Origin of the sequence: Vibrio mangrovi, from assembly GCF_024346955.1 — a bacterium.
GTDB classification, from domain to species: Bacteria; Pseudomonadota; Gammaproteobacteria; order Enterobacterales; family Vibrionaceae; genus Vibrio; species Vibrio mangrovi.
Genome location: NZ_AP024883.1, coordinates 3,036,512 through 3,058,607 on the forward strand (window position 1 = coordinate 3,036,512; position 22,096 = coordinate 3,058,607).

The following is a 22,096-nucleotide window of genomic DNA, read 5'->3' on the forward strand; positions in this document are numbered from 1 at the left end:
TATTAATAACCATGCGCTGAAAAATCAGGCAGAAAAAGACCACTTTTTAAACGACCGACCTGCGTCGTAAGCTGTCCGTCAGGATGGAGTTCCAGTTCTCGCCAGCCTGGTGATACCGAATCCAGCGCAAAATCATCAGACTGTGGTTTGAACTGGACACATGTTGAAGGTGTCGACATCACCCGGACACCATGGTAATCACGCTCCATCACCTGATGAACATGACCACAGATCACACCTTTCACATGTGGATATTTCAATAAGACATCCCAGAATTGCTCACTATTTTTCAATGTATGCTGATCCAGCCACCGGCTACCGACCAGCAGCGGATGATGATGTAATAGTATCAATGTATGTCTGTCTTGTGTCTGGCACAAAATGTCGTCCATCTGTTGAAGCTGTTCCGGACTGACGTGACCATAAGGCACCCCAAAAACCTGAGAATCGAGCAGAATCATCTGCCAGTGGGCGCCGACAATCACATGATTAGGCTGCGTAATTTGCGGGCAGGCCAGAACTGTTTTCATAACAGGCTGATCATCATGATTCCCCGGAAGCCAGAGACAGGGCTTCTGTAAAGGCTGAATACCGTCAACAAAACGCTGATAAGAAACATCCGAATGATCCTGAGAAATATCTCCGGTCGCCAGAATCAGATGATATTCAACCTGCCGGGAAATAATCTCATCTACAACAGCATTGAAACTATCGGCAGTGTTAACACTGAGCAGACTCCCCTCATCGGAGGCAAACAGATGAGTATCGGTAATCTGAAGCAGTTTAACACTATCAAGATGTTCGGTGTGAAACGATACGTCCAAGTCTACTTAACCTTATGAAGATGATCGGTCACTGACATTAATCGGTGTCCGGCTAATGCCATGTTTTAAACAGAAGGTCAGCCAATCCCCTAAAAAACGGTTCGCCTGAGCCTTTTCGTCTTTCTGCACCATTCTATCGTTCGGATAATCGTAACGAGGCTTCAACCGGTGCATCTGTTCAGAGCTACAGACTTCTGCAACACGAGCATCGTGATACAGCCTGACAGACATCGTCGGTAATGGAAACACAGCAATATCATCACTTTGGCATATCTTAACCAGCGTTGTATATTTTGTGACTTCCATCACTTCCAATTGGTAGTTCATACGCAAGGCCTGGTAACAACGCACATCTTCAGCACTGTGCATTGACGGCAACAGTGCATTCAGTTTTGCATAGTTTGTTTCATAAACCCGCATCAGCTCAGGTAAATCAACGTGATACGGTTTCTTCATTGCTACTTCAGCCATTGTACTTTCAGCTCTTCCCGGTTTAACTCCAGCCATTGTAAGGCAATAATCGATGCCCCATTTTCAATTCGCCCCGTCTTCACCCAGTGATAAGCGTCTTCCCGGCTTACCACATGAACACGAATATCTTCGTCTTCCCCATCCAGCCCATGAACTCCCTGAGCTTTGGATGCATCAACTTCCCCGACATAGATATCAATCATTTCATTACATCCGCCAGAAGAAGGATAGTACGATGTTACCGGAACGGTACGCCCGATAGTCAATCCCGCTTCTTCGACAGCTTCACGACGTATCAGTTCTTCCGAAGACTCATTTTCTTCCAGAATACCGGCAACGATTTCAAACTGCCATGGATGAGGATGCTCAAGCGCTCCCACCCGGATCTGCTCAATCAGAATGACCTGATCATGAACAGGATCATAAGGAAGTACTGCCGCGGCTCGTCCCCGAACAAACATTTCCCGCTCAACAACCCGACTCCAGCCGCCTTCAAACTTCCTATATTTGAAATAATACTTTACCATTTTGAAAAAACCGTCAAAAAGAGTCTCTTTTTTGACGATCTGCAAATCTTGTGAAGAAAACTGTGTCGGCTCTTTTTGTGGTGATCGCATTCTTTCTACTCTCCGCTTGAACCTTTAAGTTTAACCATGTAAGTGTTTTCGGACCAAGGATACAGCTCAATTTTTTGTATAAAAATTACTAAAATAGTTAAATTAAGTAATTTGTTTACTATACAGATGGATAATTAACCAGAAAAATGACAAACTGCCAGAGCAAATCTTCCGAAATTTAAGTTAAACTATTGAGCGCAATCTCTCATGATAATATTGCAGGAATAGGAATAATGAAAAAACTGCTCCCACTATGCGTCAGTGTCACCCTGGGAAGTCTGTCCCCAATCGTCTGGGCAGATACCCTTGCGGAAATCTATGACCAAGCCAAACAAAACGATCCCCAGTTGCTCAGTGCAGCCGCACAGCGAGACTCAGCCTATGAAGCAATTAAATCGACCCGGGGAGAGCTGTTACCGCAAATCAATCTATCTACTGGTTACAACATCATCAACAGTAATAAAAATGTTGCGGATAGCAGCCAATGGACAGCGGACGTCGCACTCTCACAAAAACTTTATGATCGAAGCAGTTGGCTAAATCTGGGGATCGCAGAGAAATCAGCCCGGCAGGTTGATTCTCAGTATGCCCAAACTCAGCAGAACCTTATTTTGCGTGTTGCGCAGGCTTACTTTGAAGTCCTCAGAGCGAAAGACAATCTGGCCTTTGTCCGTGCTGAAAAGAATGCAGTTGCCCGCCAGTTGGAACAAACCAAACAACGCTTTGAAGTAGGATTGTCAGCGATTACGGATGTCCACGATGCTCAGGCACAATATGATAGCGTACTGGCGGATGAAGTTCTGGCAGAGAACAGTCTGACCAACAGCTACGAAGCCATTCGTGAAATTACCGGTCAGGAACATGATCACCTCAGCCCATTAGACACTAATCGTTTTTCTGCCAGTAAAATGGATAAGTCGATGAATGAACTGGTTGATGAAGCCCAGCAGAAAAATCTGTCCCTTCTGACCGCCAGAATCAGTCAGGATATTGCCCGAGAACAAATTTCACTGGCGAGTTCCGGACATCTGCCAAGTCTGAGCCTGAATGCAGGATACAATATGGCACATGAGTATGAAGAGTCGAGTCAGTATTACAATACTTATGACCCAATTAATAACTTCAGTGTTGGAGTCAACCTGTCGCTTCCGCTCTACACCGGTGGAAAAATCACTGCAGAGACAAAACGGGCCGAATATGGCTTAACTCAGGCCAGTCAGGATCTGGAAGCCAGTTATCGTAGTGTCGTTAAAAACGTTCGGGCCTACAACAACAACATTAATGCTTCAATCGGCGCTTTGCGTGCCTATCAACAAGCAGTTGTTTCGGCGAAATCGGCATTACAGGCAACCGAAGCCGGTTTTGATGTCGGCACCAGAACCATCGTTGATGTACTGGATTCAACCCGTCGTCTTTATGATGCGAACAGAAACTTATCTGATGCACGTTATGATTACATCCTCAACGTTCTTCAGCTAAAACAGGCCGTCGGAACCCTGAATGAACAGGATGTTCTGGATATTAATGCCGGTCTGAAATAGTCGGTTCACTATATAGATATCTGTTACAAAAAATGACAGCCTAAAAAAGCCAGCAATCATGCTGGCTTTTCTGTATACGATACCCATTGAATCGTTTAGGTTTAGCCACGCCCACCTTTAATGGCTTCAATAATTTCCGATGTTGAACAACCATCTTCAAAGTTCAGAACTCTGACTTCACCACCGGCAGCAATCACTTCCCGGCCTCCGGCAATATCTTCAGGACGATAATCCCCACCTTTCACCAGCAAATCAGGTAATACAGTGGCGATTAAACGCTGTGGTGTGTCTTCACTGAATGGAACAACCCAATCGACAGCGCCTAAACCGGCAAGAACAGCCATCCGGCGATCAGTTGGATTCACCGGACGGCCCGGACCTTTCAGACGTTTCACTGAGTCATCCGTATTAACTGCAACAATCAGACGATCGCCAAGCTCAGCAGCATGATTCAGATAAGAAACATGTCCGGCATGAAGAATATCGAAGCAACCGTTGGTCATTACGACTTTTTCTCCGCATGCCTGTGCTTTTCTGACCGCTTCAATCAATGTTTTTTCACTCACGACACCGAAATCAGTGTCCTGACTACCATGAACAGCTTCGGCCAGTTCAATAGTTGACACTGTTGACGTTCCCACTTTTCCGACCACAATACCAGCCGCTGCATTGGCCAGTGCACATGCTTCATCCAGCGGTTTACCAGCAGCAACCGAAGCAGCCAGAACAGAAATAACCGTATCTCCTGCACCAGTCACATCGTAAACTTCCTTCGCCTGAGTCGGTAAATGGAATGGTTCCTGACCCCGGCGTAGTAATGTCATCCCATGTTCGCTTCGGGTCACCAACAGGGCTTCAAAATCAAACTTTTCTATCAGTTCAAATCCCTTGGCAACAAGCTCATCTTCAGAATGGACCTTACCCACAACCTCTTCAAACTCGGCCATATTCGGAGTCAGTAGAGTCGCTCCACGATAACGCTCAAAATCGGCACCTTTCGGATCAATGAAGACAGGCACACCGAACTGTTTCGCTTTCTGAATAAACTGCTGTACATGCTCCAGAGCACCTTTGGCGTAATCGGAAAGAATCACCGACTGAACCTGAGGCAGTGTTTTTTCCATTCTCGATAACACCAGTTCCGGATCTGTATTCTCAAACTTGTCTTCAAAATCAAGACGGATCAACTGTTGCCCGCGGCTTAAAATTCGCAGTTTTGTAATCGTAGGGTAAGGAGGTAAAGCAACAAAATCACAATGAACATTTAATGAAGTCAGTTTTTCTTCTAAAACCGCCGCAGGCTCATCCTGCCCGGTTAATCCGACAATATGAGCATGTCCGCCAAGTGACGCGATATTCATAGCAACGTTCGCAGCACCTCCCGGACGTTCCTCATTGTTTTCCACTTTCACAACAGGAACCGGGGCTTCCGGTGAAATACGCCTGGTCGGACCGTACCAGTAACGATCCAGCATCACATCACCAACAATTAAAACACCTGCTTGATCATAGTCAGGTAGAATTGGCTTCATTAGAAATCTCCAGTTTTTCGATTTGATTCAGAGTTTAGCACAGCAGGATCTCAGGCTGAACATATCCGGTATAATCAAGAGGCTATTTCAGTTACTCATTCACAAGAAAACTGAAATTGGTTTAAGCTAACCATTGTTTAGGCTGACCATTGTTTAGACTAACCATTGTTTAGACTAACCATTGCTGCCACGCCTGAATCACGGCTTCCCGCTCTGCCGATAGTTTTTCCTGACTAACATCCGCATCCAGATTCAGCAGGTTACGACGATGAATTTGATCCCGCATGGTCGTATAGGCCCGGGTCAATGCTAACATCTGTTCCTGTGACATCAGGCCAACATGCATCAGTGACTCGAAGATTCTGACATTATCCGACCAACGCGCCAGCTCCGGATACCGATTGCTATAGCAAAGCACCAGATACTGTGCCAGAAATTCAATATCCGTAATCCCGCCGCGATCCTGTTTAATCATAAAACGTCCCGGCTTTTTCTCTGACAGATGCTGGCGCATTTTCTCCCGCATATCGATCACTTCCTGCTTCAGGACCGATTCATCTCTGGCAAGACTTAACACCTGATGACGAGTCTCCATAAATGCTTCGGCCAGCAGTTCATCGCCATAGATCATCCGAGCCCGAACCAATGCCTGATGTTCCCATGTCCAGGCTTCCTGATGCTGATACTCAGCAAAAGCACTGACAGGTGTGACCAACAACCCCGAGGCACCGGAAGGTCTTAAACGCATATCGACTTCATACAAAATTCCGGAAGGTGTCCGGGCTGAAAAAATGTGGATGATACGTTGTGCCAGTCGCAGGTAAAACTGGCGTCCATCAATTTCTTTCTGACCATCGGTATAAACATCTGCCGGACAGTCATGCATAAAGACCAAGTCTAAATCAGAGTTATATCCCAGCTCCCAGCCACCGACTTTGCCATAGCCTATGACAGCAAAACCTTTACCGTTACGCTGGCGCAAATGTGTCGGTTCACCATATTTTTCTTTCAACTGCTCCCATGCCTGGTTCACAACAGCCTCAACAATCGCTTCCGCCAGATAGGTCAGGTGATCACTCACTTTCATCACCGGTAAAACTTCAGCGATATCTGCCGCTGCAATCCGCAGCAGGCAAATCTGTTTAAACTGGCGCAGACCTTCCATTTGTTGTTCCATATCATCCTGAGGAATACGGGCGAGGAAGTCACGGAGCTCGACCCGATACTCATCCAGCGGAATCGGATGATAGAGCTGATGTGGATCTAATAGTTCATCCAGCAGAATAGGATAACGGGCCAGTTGCTCTGAAATCATCGGACTCGCAGTACACAGGCGAGTAAGTTGCGCCAGTGCGGCCGGATGTTCATCCAGCAGTTCCAGATAAGTGGTCCGGGTGGCAATGCGTTGCAGCAGATATAGAACACGGGGGAAACCAAACTGGGCATCAGGATGATTAAAAACGGTCTGAAACACTTTAGGCATCAAGTGATTCATCACTTCCCGCCCACGCGGTCCCAGAGTTTTCTTTGCCAGCTCAGATTTAAACTGCAGCAACGCATCAGCAATATTGCTTTCTGTTGCAAAGGAGAGGTCTTTCTGTAGGATATCAGCGACGACTTCCGGTCTGTCCGCCATATCCCAAAGTTCCTGATAAACTGGTTCTACCGGTGTTTCTTCATTCTCTTCTTCATGACCGATCAATGTTCCGAAAACCCGGTGTACCCGGTCCATATGAGAGTGAACAGTCTGAAGCAGTATCTCCCAGCTCTCCATCTCCAAAGCAGTCACCAGACGCTGCTGAGAAATCTCATCATCTGGTAACGTCTGGGTCTGTTTATCAGCCAGAGCCTGCAGCAAATTTTCCAGACGTCGCAAAAATAAATAGGCGTCTCTTAAATGATCAACCTCAGTTGTACCAAGCAGATCCAGTTCTAAAACAGCATCTAATGTTTCCAGTAATCCCCGCTTTCTTAAACTGGGTTCCCGCCCCCCACGAATCAGCTGAAATGATTGAACAATAAACTCGATCTCCCGGATACCACCGGCTCCCAGTTTAATATTATTCACCAGCCCTCGTCGGCGAACTTCACTTTGAATCATTGATTTCATCCGGCGCAGAGACTGGATAGCACTGAAATCGATATAACGACGGAACACAAAAGGACGGAGCATTTGTCTCAATTCCTGATAGCACGGGTACATTTCCCGCCCCATCACACGAGCTTTCACCATGGCATACCGTTCCCAGTCTCTTCCCTGTTCCTGGTAGTAGTCTTCTAATGCAGCGAAGCTCATCACAAGAGGACCACTGTCTCCAAATGGCCTTAAACGCATATCAACACGATAGCAAAAGCCCTCTGCTGTCTGCTGATCCAGACTTTTTATGATTCGTTGCCCTAAACGAGTGAAAAACTGAGCATTGGCGAGGCTTCTCCGTGTTCCCGCCGTTTCTCCGTTTTCCGGATAGGCAAAAATCAGATCGATATCCGAAGAAAAGTTCAGTTCTCCGCCGCCCAGTTTTCCCATCCCGATAATGAGCATTGGCTGGGCTTCTCCAGCCTGATTGACCGGAGTTCCCCACAATTGGCAGCAAAGCGAGTATTGCCATTGATAAGTCTCAAATATCAACGCCTCTGCCAATTCAGAAAGATGGGATAAACTCTCCTGAAGTGACCAATCCGCCAGAAAATCCCGCCAGGCAATATAGAACATTTCCCGGTTTCTCAGACGACGCAGCAACAGTTCTCCTAAAGTTTCATCGGTCTCGGCTGATAACGCCTGCTGAAGCTGCTGCCGATAGCCTGATTCTCTGCTCTTACTCTGAATCATTGATGGAAATGCTTCACATAACTGCTCATCACGCATCAACACTTCAAAGAGAAAATCACTCAGCCCCAGTACATATTCAAGCTGCTGTTTTAAAGAGGCTGGCCAGGATAAGATCACCGGATGCTTTTCTGTCAGCCGCTGGTAGTTTAGACGGGATAACTCTTTCAGTTCAGATGGTAATTGCATTGACAGTCTCTTCTTATTCTGTGTCGTCCGTGACAACCCGGAGAGCTTTCGGGCAAGGAACGATGGATTCGGTTCGCCTTCCTCAGGCACCATTTATCATAGTCAAACAAAAACGCCCACTTCGGAGAGCATTGACCTAACATGATTAAACCACGAAAGTTCAACTGCCTCTAAGCGGGCGCTATCAATTTCAAGACAGGATCATACTTTGAATGAAGTAATCTTCCGATCAAGCTCTTCAGCATTGCTTTGCATGATTTCTGATGTTTCCAGCAATTCACCAACAACGGAAACTGATGCTTCAACCAACTCACGGACATTGGTCAGGTTCTGATTCATTTCTTCAGCAACACCACTTTGCTGTCCGGCAGCACTGGCGATTTGGAAATTCATGTCGTTGATTTGCTGAATCTGCTCAACAATACCATCCAGTTCACTTCCGGCACTCGTTACCAATTCAACGCCATCGGCAGCTTCAACCACACTTTTTTCCATCAGTTCTACAGCTGAGTTTGCGCTGCTCTGAAGATGAGAGATCATGTCCTGAATCTCTACAGTTGCCTGTTGTGTTCTTTGTGCCAGATTGCGGACTTCGTCAGCAACGACAGCAAATCCTCTGCCGGCTTCCCCAGCCCGGGCAGCTTCAATTGCGGCATTCAGTGCCAGTAAGTTGGTCTGCTCAGAAATACTCTGAATGGTGCCAACCACACTACTGATGGCAACTACCCGTTCTTCAACCTGATTGACTGCCTGAGCCGATTCGGCAATATCTGTTGAGAGATCCCGCATTTTCAGAACAGTTCCTTGAACAAACTCCTGACCGGTTTTCGCCCGGGATGAAGCCTGTTCGGTCAGAGATGAAGCACTCTGAGCATGTTCAGCAACCGTATGAACCGTAGATGACATTTCACTCATGGCGGTTGCCAATTGGTCAATCTCATTAAACTCTTCCTGAGCCGATTCTTTGGTTTCTGACATGCTGATGGTCATAACCTCAGTCAGTCCTGCCAGTTCCTGAGAGCTGGATACCTGAAGTTTGATCATTTCCTGCAACTGAATCCGGGTTCTTTCAAGCTCTCTGGCAACATCACCATATTCATCTTTACAGTCCATAGAAATCGGCTCGGATAAATCCCGGCTGGCCATGGTTTTAATCGAGTCACTGATATACTGAGTCTGCCTTAACATAATTTTGGCAGTGAGTAACAACAATACGATAAATACAACAATTAACAACAGCGTCTGCCAAACCACCTGTGTGATGTACGCTTCATAGTGATGCTCTGCAATCTGAACATTCTTTGTGGCTTCCAAAAGTGCAGAATAAAAAGTACTGGCATCCCACAGCTGTTTTGCAACAATCAAAATGGTACTGAATACCATTAGAATAATCATTTTGGGAACAAGTCGAACGTCCGTTACAACGCGCTCCCAAGGCTTAAAAGCCAGTTTTGTCATGGTCCGTCTCCACTAATGCTGATTTAATAATTCCTGCCGAAATACCTGAGTCTTGTTTTTATTCTATTGATTCCGAAGTCAATAGGAAGAGCATACCAAAGTTCATCTTCAAACATTATGAAGAACATCAAGAACAACGGAATAGTCTCTGTATTTTTGAATAATTGCCGATAATCACCCGGTTTTGATTCCACCACAGATGTTATATCGACTCATCGGAGGAGATCTATAGTGTTTTCTTGCACTTAAAATAAAACATGGCAGGCAATAAAAATCAGCCGTGAACCGATTCACGGTTCACTATGCCATATCGATACAATTTATCAGGAATGTTTCCAGTAAGGAGCAACACCCATGCTGATATTCCGGGTCTGTTCCATCGCATGAAGGATTGAATTTTCCTGTCGGATAAGCCAGCGTTTTAACTGTTCCTGCTGCTCTCCTTCAAGCTTATCAACCAACAGCTCTAACGGCTGAAGCGTTAACAGATCATCAATTCCCTGTAGTAAATCAGCCCACGGTAACCGGAAAGCCTGACGCTCATCTTCATCAAACAGACTGGCAAATCCGATTCCGGTATATAAATTTCTCATCAGACAGTACTGCTGGGCCTGATAATCCTGCCGTGTCAGTGCTTCCTCTGCAGGAAAAGCGGCCAGTAACTCATCCCAGGTTCGATCAAGTTGCTCTGTTGAAAATGGCTGAACAGGCTGAGCCATTACTGAACGGGATTTATCATCAAGGAAAGGCTGCCAGCCTTTAGTCAGAATCCAGCGACTCAAATCCAGAATCAGCCCAACATAACGGGACGAATGGAACAACTTCAGCATATCCGGAGCTGACGGCAATGCTTCCTGCAATGTCCGAAGCTCTGCAAGTAAAAATTTCCGGGCATCCAGCTTGCGTAAGATATGGCCCTTGTCTTCACACAGATCTTCCAGATAATCAGACATTTTCAGCCATGCCAGCTCTTCTTCCAGCCATTTGAGTTCCTGGCGCAAAATTGCGCTCGCACGTCGGGGAACCACATCACTATATACAGACAGTGTCTGACGAATAAAACAGATTGCATGGCGAATTTCATGGAGAGCTTCGATATGTTCCTTCTCTACATAGATCTGCTCATGGTAATGCCAGTGCTCCAGAGCGTGTTCCAGAGAATGGATGAAGCATGACTCGACCGTATCATCTGAGGTTGTTTCAACCAACTCCAGCGGCTTGACCTCATCACCATTATAACCGGAGGCCAAACGATAACCTCTGGCAGCTTTACTCAGATTACCGAGACGAACACCACCTTCCTCACTCAATGTTCTTGCCAGAGAAAATAAAGCATCGGTCTGTCCGGATTTCAGTTCCAGTTCAACTTCACAAATGGGTTCTTCCGCCTCTCCTGCAAGCACTTTCCCCTGATCAAAAGCAACTTCAATCTGGCTACCATCCGGCATACCAATCAGCCATTGTTCACGGGTAAAGTCAGTTGAAAATAAAGGGAGAAGTTCGGATTCCAGTTGTTCTGTCGCTCGGCCTTCAGGCCAGATTTCTTCAGGATGGAGAGAAAGAGATGGGAAATTACTGTCATGTTCGGCATTGTATTCCGGTCGCTGATGAAGGCCAGCCACAACTCTGCCGGCTGTTTTTACCGTCTGCACATAGACATCATCACAATGTCGGATTCGAAGGCCTATATCATGTCGACGCAGCCAGTTATCACTCGTGTCAAAATAGGTGTTCCCCAATTCACGACAACGATGTTGAAATACTTTGGCTTCAGAAATCTTGCGGCACAAAACATCTGAATATTCAGGAGAAACGAAAAACTTCAGTTCTATCTCAGTTTCCATAACAATACCTTTCGTGGCAGATAGCGACAGGATATTGCCAATTTCAGACAGGAGCAAGAGAGAAATAACATATCATTCGTGATCTAAAATGGTTTTAAAGCACCGACGAATGAGTTACCATGCGCGCCTTTATAGCCAATGTTCAACATTTCACCATAAATGTTGTATGTTCTTTGTAAGGTTATATTTTTGGATTGAGTCACATGCCAGTGAATACAATTATGGGGTTATTTGCAAAGTCCCCGATTAAGCCTTTGCAGAAACACGTTGTCTGTGTCAATGAATGTTGTTCTCACCTGATCAGCTTCTTTGAAGTCACTTTCCAGAAAGATTGGGAAAAAGCCTCGGAAATCCGGGCTCAGATCTCTCATCTGGAAAAAGAAGCCGACGTGCTAAAACGTGAAATCCGCCTGAAACTTCCGCGTGGATTATTCCTTCCTGTTGATCGAACCGACATGCTCGAGCTTCTGACCCAACAAGACAAACTTGCCAATCTTGCAAAAGATATCGCAGGTCGGGTCTATGGCAGAGAGCTGATGATTCCAGAACCAATGCAAAAAGATTTCATCGCCTATGTTAAGCGTTGTCTTGATGCTGCCAGTCAGGCACAGAAAGTCATCGGTGAACTTGATGAATTACTTGAAACCGGCTTTAAAGGTCGGGAAGTAACATTGGTTGCGGAGATGATCCATCAGCTTGATGTTATTGAAGATGATACTGACACAATGCAAATTCACCTGCGTCAGCAGTTGATGGCTATTGAGTCACAGTATAATCCGATCGATATGATGTTCTTATACAAAATATTAGAGTGGGTGGGTGGTATCGCCGACCAGGCTCAACGTGTGGGAGCTCGCTTAGAGCTGATGCTCTCTCGTTCCTGATTTATAGATTTTCACAATAACTAAGGGCACCACACATTGCGTCACCCCAAACACAGATATTGTGGCATGATTTCGTGCCACAATAAGTGGTCGCGTGTGCTCCGCTAGTTATCAACAACTAGGTATTATGATGGATATCCTTGTAGATTACGGTTCTATCTTGATTCTTGTGGCAGCAGCCTTCGGTTTCTTGATGGCGATCGGCATCGGTGCGAATGATGTAGCAAATGCGATGGGAACATCGGTTGGCTCAAAAGCACTGACCGTAAAACAAGCTATCTTTATTGCGATGGTTTTTGAATTCGCCGGCGCCTACCTTGCCGGTGGTGAAGTAACAGACACAATTCGTAAAGGCGTGATCGAAACAAACCTTTTTGTATCACAGCCAGAAATTCTCGTTTATGGCATGATGTCGTCCCTGCTTGCAGCCGGCACATGGTTACTACTGGCCTCTTATATGGGATGGCCGGTATCGACAACCCACTCGATTATCGGAGCAATTATCGGTTTTGCCTGTATAACTCTGGGAACAGATGCTGTTGCCTGGAAGTCAGTACAGGGCATTGTCGGCAGTTGGATTATCACACCGATTATCTCCGGATTTTTCGCTTATGTTATCTTCGTCAGCGCCCAGCGCCTGATATTTGATACAGAAAATCCCCTGCAAAATGCAAAACGCTTTGTTCCGGTTTATATGTTCATCACAACCATGGTCATCGCACTGGTTACGATCAAGAAAGGACTGAAACACGTTGGTTTTCATCTGAGTACCGGCGAAGCGTGGATTTCAGCGGCTATCGTTTCCGCATTGGTGATGATCGGTGGTTACCTGTATATCCAAAGACGTTTTTCTAAACGGGAAGAAGATCATAGCTTCTCCGGTGTAGAAAGTATTTTCAGTGTCCTGATGGTTGTTACTGCATGTGCTATGGCGTTTGCGCATGGTTCTAACGATGTAGCCAACGCTATTGGTCCACTATCAGCTGTTGTGTCTACGGTCCAGAATCTGGGACAGATTACAGCCAAAAGCCAGATCGCATGGTGGATTCTGCCACTGGGTGGATTCGGTATTGTTGTTGGTCTGGCTACTCTGGGACATAAAGTTATGGCGACAGTCGGTACCGGAATTACAGAACTGACACCGAGCCGTGGTTTTGCAGCACAACTCGCAACAGCTTCAACTGTTGTTTTAGCTTCAGGTACCGGTTTGCCGATTTCTACGACTCAAACACTGGTTGGCGCGGTTCTGGGGGTTGGTTTTGCCCGCGGTATTGCAGCATTGAATCTGGGTGTAGTTCGTAACATTGTTGCTTCATGGATTGTCACACTACCGGCAGGTGCACTTCTTGCAGTTGTTTTCTATTACATGCTGGAAAAATTCTTCATTTAGCTTGTGTAACCGTCAGGTATTTGTAAGATCCATGTGATTATTGACTCAAATCTGCATAAAGGGAGGCTAGGCCTCCCTTCTTTGTTGCACCATATAAAGAAACTTTTTACTATTTGAAGAGATTTATTTTTCAATCTTATCGTTAAAGGATTTATCGTGAAAAAACTGATATTCATGTTGCTGCTTTCATTCCTGACCGCCCCTGTTTTTGCACAGGTACACTATATAGCAGATGACCTGTTTACTTATATGCACTCGGGACCGAGCAACCAGTATCGAATTGTCGGCAGTATCAATGCGGGTGAGAAAGTACAACTTCTGCAGGCCAACAAAGAGACTGGCTACAGTGAAGTTCTCGATAGCAAAGGACGTCAGGGTTGGGTACAGGATAAATTTATTACTACAACGGAAAGTATGGCATCACGCCTGCCTCGCTTAGAAAAAGAACTCACAGATGTCAAAGGACAACTATCCGACGCAGAGAAAAAGGCCAGTCAGGAAAAAGCCGGGCTGATCGAATCGCTTGAAGTCCGCAACAAGCAGATCTCTGAGCTGGAAGAGAATTACAGTGGCATCAGCCAGAAACTATCCACAGCTCAGAGCGAAATTCGTGAGCTCAGAGCAAAGCTGGATACCCAGAAAGAAGATTTGCTGATGAAATATTTCATGTACGGTGGTGGCGTAGCTCTCGGAGGAATTCTACTGGGAATCATTCTTCCTCATATCATTCCAAGACGGAAGAAGTCACGTTCAAACTGGCTCTGATCCCTTAAGAAGAAGACCTGTGAAGGTCTTCTTCACTCATTTTTATTTTACGGTTTCAAAAGGCAGGTTGTGCAAGTTTATCTCGTTGGTGGTTCCGTCCGGGACCAGTTACTCGGTCTCCCTGTGAAAGACAGAGATTGGGTCGTTGTCGGTACAACACCTTCTCTCATGCTTCAACAAGGCTTTACTGCCGTAGGAAAAGACTTCCCGGTTTTTCTCCATCCTCAAACCAAAGAAGAATACGCTCTGGCAAGAACCGAAAAGAAAAGTGGTTCAGGTTATCGTGGATTTGAATGCTTTTTCTCACCGGAAGTAACGCTGGAAGAAGATCTGATGCGCAGGGATTTAACCATCAATGCCATCGCTCAGGATCCCCAAGGCAATCTGATCGACCCTTATCATGGTCAGGCCGATCTGAAAAACCGAATACTTCGCCATGTATCAATCGCATTTGCTGAGGATCCAGTCCGAATCCTCAGGGTTGCGAGGTTTGCTGCCAGGCTTTCCCCACTCGGATTCAGTATTGCTCCGGAGACCATGGCATTAATGCGTGAGATGGTTCAATCCGGAGAAGTCAATCACCTGACGGCAGAACGTGTCTGGCAAGAATTCCATAAGGCACTGGCAACCGATAATCCAGATGTTTTTTTATCAGTCCTCAGAGGATGTGGTGCTCTGGCGGTGATTTTCCCTGAAATTGATTGTCTTTTTGGTATACCTCAGCCGCCACAATGGCACCCGGAAATTGATACGGGAGAGCACACTCTGATGGTCGCTCGTCAGGCCACCCGGCTTTCGAAGTCGCTTCCGGTCCGGTTTGCAGCCATCATGCATGACCTCGGGAAAGGAGAAACTCCGGAAAGTGAGTGGCCCAGCCACAAATTGCATACACATACTGGTCTGGTCTGTATCCAGGCACTTTGTGAACGGATTAGGGTTCCGGCTGAGTATCGGGATCTGGCGCTACTCGTTTGTGAGCATCACTCGAACATTCACAATGCTGCTGTATTGAAGCCAGCAACCTACCTGAAGATACTTAATAAGATGGATGTCTGGCGTAAGCCTGAACGCTTAAAAGATATTTTACTTTGCTGTCAGGCTGATCATCAGGGGAGATTAGGTTATGAAGAAAGTCCCTATCCGCAGAAATTAAGTTTTGAAACCGCCTATCAGGCAGCGCTGAAAATCAACGTACAGGATGTGATTACCGCAGGATTTAATGGGGCTCAGATTCGGGATGAACTGAACAAACGCAGAATTGAAGCCATCAAAGTGACTTTACAGCACGATAATAACAAGACATAAAAAAACGCCTCTTTCGAGGCGTTTTTCAAATAAAGAAGAAGTAATTAAGCCTGGCCTTTCACTTCTTTCAGACCGTTGAACGGAGCGCGCTCACCCAAAGCTTCTTCGATACGGATCAACTGGTTGTACTTAGCAACACGGTCAGAACGGCTCATAGAACCAGTTTTGATTTGACCTGCAGCAGTACCAACAGCCAGATCAGCAATAGTTGCATCTTCAGTTTCACCACTACGGTGAGAGATAACTGCAGTGTAACCTGCATCTTTAGCCATTTTGATCGCAGCCAGAGTTTCAGTCAGAGAACCGATCTGGTTGAATTTGATCAGGATAGAGTTAGCAACACCTTTCTCGATACCTTCAGCAAGGATCTTGGTGTTTGTTACAAACAGGTCGTCACCAACAAGCTGGATTTTGTCGCCCAGGATTTTAGTCTGGTATGCAAAACCATCCCAGTCAGACTCATCGCAACCATCTTCAATAGAAACGATTGGATATTGATTGGTCAGCTCAGCCAGGTAATCAGAGAACTCTTCAGAAGAGAAAGTTTTACCTTCACCCTTCATGTTGTATACGCCGTTCTCGTAGAACTCAGAAGAAGCACAGTCCATAGCCAGTGTTACGTCTTTACCTAACACATAGCCAGCAGCTTCAACTGCTTCTTTAATCGCAGCAAGTGCAGCAGCGTTAGATTCAAGGTTAGGAGCGAAACCACCTTCATCACCAACAGCAGTATTCAAACCTTTTGATTTCAGAACTTTTGCCAGGTTATGGAATACTTCAGCACCGATGCGCAGTGCTTCTTTCAGAGTGCTGGCACCAACAGGCTGAATCATAAACTCTTGAATATCAACGTTGTTGTCAGCGTGTTCACCACCATTGATGATGTTCATCATTGGCAGAGGCATTGAGAATACGCCAGGAGTACCGTTCAATTCTGCGATGTGCTCATACAGAGGCATACCTTTCGCAGCAGCTGCTGCTTTTGCGTTTGCCAGAGACACAGCCAGAATCGCGTTTGCACCGAACTTAGATTTGTTATCAGTACCATCCAGATCAATCATAACCTGGTCGATAGCAGCCTGATCTTTTGCATCTTTACCAATCAGCGCTTCAGCAATCGGGCCATTTACAGCTTCAACCGCTTTCAGAACCCCTTTACCCAGGAAACGAGACTTGTCGCCATCACGAAGCTCAAGTGCTTCACGAGAACCGGTAGATGCACCAGATGGCGCAGCAGCCATACCTACGAAACCGCCTTCTAGGTGAACTTCAGCTTCTACAGTTGGGTTTCCGCGAGAGTCGATGATTTCACGACCTAGAATTTTAACGATCTTAGACATTAATGTTTCCTCTCTTTGAATTTAAATGTCAAAACTATGGAGTAACCGTATTCCTTACAGTTACCCGTGTCCTTTTACTTCTCGATAGTTTGACGCTGGTACTCACCAGCGGCTTTCACAAACCCGGTAAACAGAGGGTGTCCATCACGAGGTGTTGAAGTAAATTCAGGATGGAACTGAGATGCGACAAACCATGGATGATCCGGGTTCTCAATAATCTCAACCAGTTTCTTATCCGCAGATAAACCAGAAACTTTCAATCCCGCCGCCTCAATCTGAGGACGAAGCACATTATTTACTTCATAACGGTGACGATGGCGCTCATAAATTGTCTTACTGCCATACAACTCATAAGCTTTACTCCCTTCTTCAAGATGGCACAATTGTGCGCCTAAACGCATCGTGCCACCCAGATCTGATTTTTCGGAACGCTCTTCAACGTTACCATCAGTATCAACCCACTCAGTAATCAGGCCAACAACCGGATATTGAGTTGATTGATTAAATTCTGTCGAATGGGCACCTTCCATCCCTGCTACGTGACGAGCATATTCGATGAGTGCAACCTGCATTCCCAGACAGATTCCCAGATAAGGAATTTTATTTTCACGCGCATACTGAGCAGCCAGGATTTTTCCTTCAACGCCACGGTCGCCAAAGCCACCCGGAACCAGAATTGCGTCCAGTCCATTGAGCATCTCGACACCTTTGGTTTCCAGATCCTGAGAGTCAACGTACTTAATCTGAACACTCAAGCGATTTTTCAGACCGGCGTGTTTTAAAGCTTCATTAACTGATTTATAAGCATCAGGCAGCTCGGTATATTTCCCAACCATCCCGATCACAACTTCGCTGGTCGGATTCGCTTCTTCATAAATAACCTGTTCCCATTCGGACAGATCGGCTTCCGGAGCCTGAATACCAAAGCGGGAACAAACCAAATCATCCAGTCCCTGAGACTTAATCAGTTGAGGAATCTTATAAATCGAATCGACATCTTTCATTGAAATCACTGCTTTTTCTGCAACGTTACAGAACAGAGCAATTTTCTTCCGCTCATTGGCAGGAATCATACGATCAGAACGACAGACCAGAATATCAGGCTGGATACCGATAGAAAGCAGCTCTTTCACCGAATGCTGGGTTGGTTTGGTTTTCACTTCACCGGCAGCAGCCAGATAAGGCACCAGTGTTAAATGCATGAACATTGCATTTTCACGGCCGATCTCAACAGCAAGCTGACGAATCGCTTCCATAAACGGTAGAGACTCAATATCACCAACGGTGCCACCGATTTCAACGATAGCAACCTCGTGCCCTTCAGCACCGGCAATAATGCGATCTTTAATGGAATTAGTAATATGTGGAATAACCTGAATGGTTGCACCAAGATAGTCACCACGACGCTCTTTACGCAAAACATCGGCATACACGCGACCTGCGGTAAAATTGTTCCGCTTGGTCATCTTGGTACGAATAAAGCGCTCATAATGCCCCAAATCCAAATCGGTTTCGGCTCCGTCTTCTGTGACGAAAACCTCACCGTGCTGAATCGGACTCATGGTGCCAGGATCCACGTTGATATACGGATCAAGCTTCATGATGGTCACTTTCAGACCACGCGCTTCTAAAATCGCTGCAAGAGATGCTGCTGCAATGCCTTTACCTAGAGAGGATACAACCCCGCCAGTCACAAAAATATACTTTGTCGTCATGTTTAACCTGAAATTGGTTGAATGAGGGAAATGAGTTTGTTCTGGACGGGATGCAAATATACCAGAACCCCATTACCGCCACAACGTGAAACTTATCACAGTCTCACTTTTTCTTTTTTGCTTCAAATCAAATCCAATCAGCACAAGTGTAGCTCAATCTGATTGAGCTACATAACAAGGACTTTCATATGCGGTCGGAGTTCAATCTGAACCGCTACTTTTTTCCCGCATTTTTACCTGTTCCCAGAAATGATCCAATTCATCGAGTGTGTAATCATCCAGTGTTTTCTCCCCTTCCGCGGCCAATGCTTCGACACCTTTAAAACGTCTGATAAATTTTTGGTTGGCACGTGTCAACGCAGATTCCGGGTGATGTTTCAGGTGACGGGTTAAATTCACAACAGCAAATAGCAGATCCCCCAGCTCATCTTCAATCAGAGCAGGATCAGGCTGCGGACAACGAACTTCCTGAATCACTTCATCCAACTCTTCCCGAACTTTCTCAACGACAGGTTCCAGAGTATCCCAGTCAAATCCGTGCTTGGCACATTTTACCTGTACCTTATAAGCCCGGCTCAATGCAGGCAGAGACTGGGGAACTCCGTCAAGAATACTATTACAGGACTGACCGACCTCTGCTTTTTCTTCTGATTTAATTTTATCCCAGTTGGCATGAATAGCCGCTTCATCGTGAAATACCTGATCAGAAAAAACATGTGGATGGCGACGAATCAGTTTCTCATTCACACAACGGATTACATCATCGAAATCAAACAATGACTGTTCCTGAGCCAACTGACTGTAAAAAATCGCCTGAAAAACAAAGTCTCCCAACTCCTCTTTAAGGTTTTCCCAGTCCTGAGCATAGATGGCATCGACAACTTCATAAGTCTCTTCCACAGTATGGGGAACAATACTCTCAAACGTCTGCTTCTTATCCCATGGACAACCAGATTCAGGATCTCTGAGCTGTGCCATGATTTGCTTTAACTGTTCAATGGGGTGAGACATAAATCCTCTCTATGATCCAAATAAGAAAGCGAGGAATACACCTCGCTTTTCTGAAGTTGGGATAGTGAAAAAACTGCTCTATCCCAGTCTCTTCACTGATAAAACATCTTTTGTCTGCTCAATACGTTTACACACACGAGTGAGCTCTTCTACACTGCCTAATTCCAAATCAAAATCCATATAAACAAGCTGACGTTTATAGTCGGTCCGGCTCTTCATACTGGTCACTTTGATCTTTTCATTTGCCAACAGCGTTGTGATATCTTTCAGTAAACCACCACGCTCCATTGCTTCAACCCGAACGGTCAGAACATAAGAGCCCAGAAGCCCTCGTCCCCAAACGGTATCAATGATCCGCTCCGGCGCATGATGACTCAATTCTTCCAACTGCTCACAGTCACTCCGGTGGACCGAAATTCCCCGCCCCTGAGTAATGTAGCCTTTAATCTCATCTCCGGGAATCGGTCGACAACAACGAGCCAGGTGCGTCATCAGATTATCGACTCCTTCAACAACAACGGCATCTTTACTCGGCGCCGGTGTAGCCGTTTTCTGCTCGCTTTCCTGTAGTTTTTCCAGAACAAGCTGATCTTCTTCTTCTGCTGTCGGTTTATTAACCAGAGCATTGATGTGATTAACGATCTGATTAATCCGCAAATCACCACTTCCAATCCCGACATACAACTCATCCGGTGAATTGACATTAAACCGCTTCAGGGCATATTCGCTGGCATCTTTCAGCGTCGCTCCGATTTTTGCCAACTCTGTTTCCAGAATTTCCCGGCCGGCTTCTAAATTTTTCTCCCGACTCTGCTTCCTGAACCAAGCATTAATCTTCGCCCGAGCCCGCCCGGAGTGCACAAATCCCAGCGCGGGATTCAGCCAGTCCCGAGATGGATTCGGTTCTTTTGCTGTAATAATTTCAACCTGATCGCCCATGGTCAGCTTGTGGGTAAACGGTACAATCCGTCCGGCGACTTTCGCCCCGATACAACGGTGCCCGACTTCGGAGTGAATATGGTAGGCGAAGTCCAGTGGTGTCGCTCCCATCGGCAAATCAACCACATCACCTTTAGGTGTAAAGGCATAAACCCGGTCATCAAAAACCTGACTACGCAGCTCATCCAGCATTTCTCCGGAATCTGACATCTCTTCCTGCCAGTCGAGCAGCTTACGCAACCAGGTGATTTTCTCATCATATCCCCGATGTCCGGCAGTACTCCCTTCTTTATATTTCCAGTGGGCTGCAACCCCCAGCTCCGATTCCTCGTGCATCTGACGGGTGCGGATCTGAATCTCTATCGTCTTTCCTTCCGGACCAAGAATTACCGTATGGATAGACTGATATCCGTTTGGCTTCGGGTTTGCGACATAATCATCAAACTCACTGGGTAAATGTTTATACTTGGTATGGACAACCCCAAGTGCTGCATAACAATCCTGTAGTTTCTCCGCAATAATCCGCACAGCACGAACATCAAACAGTTCGTCAAATGCCAGACTCTTTTTCTGCATCTTACGCCAGATGCTGTATATATGTTTCGGCCGACCGCTGACTTCTGCCTGAATATTTGACAGGTGCATCTCTTCACGCAGATCTTCGACGAAGTCCTGAATATATTTTTCACGAACAATCCGCCGCTCAGACAACTGCTTCGCGATCTGTTTGTAGGTATCCGGCTGTTGATAGCGAAACGCATAATCTTCCATTTCCCATTTCAACTGACCAATACCCAGACGATTCGCCAGTGGCGCATAAATATTGGCACACTCTTTTGCAGCCTGACGACGGATCTCATCCGGCTGATCTTTGACTTCCCGCAGATTGCAAATTCGTTCCGCCAGCTTAATCACAACGCAACGAAAATCATCAACCATCGCCAATAACATCCGCCGGACATTATCCACCTGAGTCGAGGCTTCACTCCCCTGTACAGTGACGTTCAGTTGCCCGATCGCAGCCATCTCTTCAACGCCATCGATCAGTTTAATGATCTCTTTGCCATAACGTTCCTGCAAAATTTCATAATCGAGCAATCCGCCGGAAACAACAGGAAACAATAAAGCAGCGACTAGCGTTTCCTGGTCCATCGACAAAGTCACCAGAATCTCGATCATTTCACGACCTCGCCATAACAACAGAGGCCCTGCAGGATGATCTTCCACTAAATCTTCAATCTGCCGGTAAACTTGTCTCAGTCTGCCTGCAATTTTAGGGTCACGCACGATACCGGCAATCCACTTATCGAGCTCAAATTGCTCGTCCGGATTCAGATGTGCGCTTCTTACCGCAACCATTATTCTCTATTTCGTCCTAGTTTTATTTTTCGTTTATTTATGCCCGACTATTCAAATTTGACTCTATGGAACTCAAGGAGTTCAT

16 protein-coding genes are annotated in these 22,096 nt (G+C 46.0%); 5 read left to right on the forward strand and 11 right to left on the reverse strand.

All coding sequences use genetic code 11. From position 1 onward, the window contains the following. Positions 1 to 2 precede the first annotated feature (2 nt). From cpdA to nudF, 3 genes are read right to left on the reverse strand one after another with little or no spacing between them, the layout of a single operon-like run. On the reverse strand, positions 3 to 824 hold the full coding sequence (gene cpdA, locus OCU74_RS13400) for a 3',5'-cyclic-AMP phosphodiesterase (RefSeq protein ID WP_087481262.1): 822 nt from the start codon (positions 822 to 824) through the stop codon (positions 3 to 5). 12 nt (positions 825 to 836) lie between these two features. Continuing rightward, the gene (locus tag OCU74_RS13405; protein ID WP_087481261.1) at positions 837 to 1,295 is read right to left on the reverse strand and encodes a DUF1249 family protein; all 459 of its coding nucleotides are present in this window, start codon (positions 1,293 to 1,295) and stop codon (positions 837 to 839) included. Continuing rightward, positions 1,283 to 1,912, reverse strand: a complete 630-nt coding sequence (gene nudF, locus OCU74_RS13410; protein ID WP_087481260.1) for an ADP-ribose diphosphatase — start codon at positions 1,910 to 1,912, stop codon at positions 1,283 to 1,285. The genes OCU74_RS13405 and nudF overlap by 13 nt, the downstream gene beginning before the upstream one ends. Before the next feature lie 233 nt (positions 1,913 to 2,145). Here nudF and tolC point away from each other — a divergent pair, with 233 nt between their 5' ends. Next, the gene (tolC, locus tag OCU74_RS13415; protein ID WP_087481259.1) at positions 2,146 to 3,453 is read left to right on the forward strand and encodes an outer membrane channel protein TolC; all 1,308 of its coding nucleotides are present in this window, start codon (positions 2,146 to 2,148) and stop codon (positions 3,451 to 3,453) included. Positions 3,454 to 3,554: 101 nt separating this feature from the next. Here tolC and hldE read toward each other — a convergent pair whose 3' ends face one another. The 4 genes from hldE to OCU74_RS13435 all read right to left on the reverse strand — a co-directional run bounded on the left by hldE (position 3,555) and on the right by OCU74_RS13435 (position 11,303). Continuing rightward, positions 3,555 to 4,985 carry a bifunctional D-glycero-beta-D-manno-heptose-7-phosphate kinase/D-glycero-beta-D-manno-heptose 1-phosphate adenylyltransferase HldE gene (hldE, locus tag OCU74_RS13420; protein WP_087481258.1) on the reverse strand — a complete coding sequence of 477 codons (1,431 nt, stop codon included), beginning with the start codon at positions 4,983 to 4,985 and terminating at the stop codon, positions 3,555 to 3,557. A gap of 169 nt (positions 4,986 to 5,154) precedes the next feature. Then, entirely contained in the window at positions 5,155 to 8,001 is a 2,847-nt protein-coding gene (glnE, locus tag OCU74_RS13425) for a bifunctional [glutamate--ammonia ligase]-adenylyl-L-tyrosine phosphorylase/[glutamate--ammonia-ligase] adenylyltransferase (protein ID WP_087481257.1), read from the reverse strand. 201 nt (positions 8,002 to 8,202) lie between these two features. After that, entirely contained in the window at positions 8,203 to 9,459 is a 1,257-nt protein-coding gene (locus OCU74_RS13430; protein WP_087481256.1) for a methyl-accepting chemotaxis protein, read from the reverse strand. Positions 9,460 to 9,782: 323 nt separating this feature from the next. Continuing rightward, entirely contained in the window at positions 9,783 to 11,303 is a 1,521-nt protein-coding gene (locus tag OCU74_RS13435; RefSeq protein ID WP_087481255.1) for a CYTH and CHAD domain-containing protein, read from the reverse strand. A gap of 203 nt (positions 11,304 to 11,506) precedes the next feature. On the opposite strand from OCU74_RS13435, the gene OCU74_RS13440 reads away from it, so the two are divergent. The 4 genes from OCU74_RS13440 to OCU74_RS13455 all read left to right on the forward strand — a co-directional run bounded on the left by OCU74_RS13440 (position 11,507) and on the right by OCU74_RS13455 (position 15,647). Next, on the forward strand, positions 11,507 to 12,187 hold the full coding sequence (locus OCU74_RS13440) for a TIGR00153 family protein (RefSeq protein ID WP_087481254.1): 681 nt from the start codon (positions 11,507 to 11,509) through the stop codon (positions 12,185 to 12,187). A gap of 130 nt (positions 12,188 to 12,317) precedes the next feature. Continuing rightward, positions 12,318 to 13,577 (forward strand): inorganic phosphate transporter, encoded by a 1,260-nt coding sequence (locus OCU74_RS13445; protein WP_087481253.1) that lies wholly within the window; start codon positions 12,318 to 12,320, stop codon positions 13,575 to 13,577. A 156-nt stretch (positions 13,578 to 13,733) separates the two neighbouring features. Then, entirely contained in the window at positions 13,734 to 14,342 is a 609-nt protein-coding gene (locus OCU74_RS13450) for a TIGR04211 family SH3 domain-containing protein (RefSeq protein WP_087481252.1), read from the forward strand. 69 nt (positions 14,343 to 14,411) lie between these two features. Next, positions 14,412 to 15,647, forward strand: a complete 1,236-nt coding sequence (locus OCU74_RS13455; protein WP_087481251.1) for a multifunctional CCA addition/repair protein — start codon at positions 14,412 to 14,414, stop codon at positions 15,645 to 15,647. A gap of 44 nt (positions 15,648 to 15,691) precedes the next feature. On the opposite strand, the gene eno is transcribed toward OCU74_RS13455, so the two are convergent. From eno to relA, 4 genes are all read right to left on the reverse strand, one after another. Next, positions 15,692 to 16,987, reverse strand: a complete 1,296-nt coding sequence (gene eno, locus OCU74_RS13460) for a phosphopyruvate hydratase (protein WP_087481250.1) — start codon at positions 16,985 to 16,987, stop codon at positions 15,692 to 15,694. Between the two features lie 74 nt (positions 16,988 to 17,061). Beyond that, positions 17,062 to 18,702 carry a CTP synthase gene (locus OCU74_RS13465; protein ID WP_087481249.1) on the reverse strand — a complete coding sequence of 547 codons (1,641 nt, stop codon included), beginning with the start codon at positions 18,700 to 18,702 and terminating at the stop codon, positions 17,062 to 17,064. 201 nt (positions 18,703 to 18,903) lie between these two features. Continuing rightward, positions 18,904 to 19,713 (reverse strand): nucleoside triphosphate pyrophosphohydrolase, encoded by an 810-nt coding sequence (gene mazG, locus OCU74_RS13470; RefSeq protein ID WP_087481248.1) that lies wholly within the window; start codon positions 19,711 to 19,713, stop codon positions 18,904 to 18,906. 78 nt (positions 19,714 to 19,791) lie between these two features. Then, positions 19,792 to 22,011, reverse strand: a complete 2,220-nt coding sequence (gene relA, locus OCU74_RS13475; RefSeq protein ID WP_087481247.1) for a GTP diphosphokinase — start codon at positions 22,009 to 22,011, stop codon at positions 19,792 to 19,794. Positions 22,012 to 22,096 lie beyond the last annotated feature (85 nt).

Coding starts and splice junctions, on each gene's coding strand:
- OCU74_RS13405 (WP_087481261.1), bottom strand. CDS start 1,295: ATGGCTGAAGTAGCAATGAAGAAACCGTATCACGTTGATTTACCTGAG.
- nudF (WP_087481260.1), bottom strand. CDS start 1,912: ATGCGATCACCACAAAAAGAGCCGACACAGTTTTCTTCACAAGATTTG.
- tolC (WP_087481259.1), top strand. CDS start 2,146: ATGAAAAAACTGCTCCCACTATGCGTCAGTGTCACCCTGGGAAGTCTG.
- hldE (WP_087481258.1), bottom strand. CDS start 4,985: ATGAAGCCAATTCTACCTGACTATGATCAAGCAGGTGTTTTAATTGTT.
- glnE (WP_087481257.1), bottom strand. CDS start 8,001: ATGCAATTACCATCTGAACTGAAAGAGTTATCCCGTCTAAACTACCAG.
- OCU74_RS13430 (WP_087481256.1), bottom strand. CDS start 9,459: ATGACAAAACTGGCTTTTAAGCCTTGGGAGCGCGTTGTAACGGACGTT.
- OCU74_RS13435 (WP_087481255.1), bottom strand. CDS start 11,303: ATGGAAACTGAGATAGAACTGAAGTTTTTCGTTTCTCCTGAATATTCA.
- OCU74_RS13440 (WP_087481254.1), top strand. CDS start 11,507: ATGCCAGTGAATACAATTATGGGGTTATTTGCAAAGTCCCCGATTAAG.
- OCU74_RS13445 (WP_087481253.1), top strand. CDS start 12,318: ATGGATATCCTTGTAGATTACGGTTCTATCTTGATTCTTGTGGCAGCA.
- eno (WP_087481250.1), bottom strand. CDS start 16,987: ATGTCTAAGATCGTTAAAATTCTAGGTCGTGAAATCATCGACTCTCGC.
- OCU74_RS13465 (WP_087481249.1), bottom strand. CDS start 18,702: ATGACGACAAAGTATATTTTTGTGACTGGCGGGGTTGTATCCTCTCTA.
- mazG (WP_087481248.1), bottom strand. CDS start 19,713: ATGTCTCACCCCATTGAACAGTTAAAGCAAATCATGGCACAGCTCAGA.
- relA (WP_087481247.1), bottom strand. CDS start 22,011: ATGGTTGCGGTAAGAAGCGCACATCTGAATCCGGACGAGCAATTTGAG.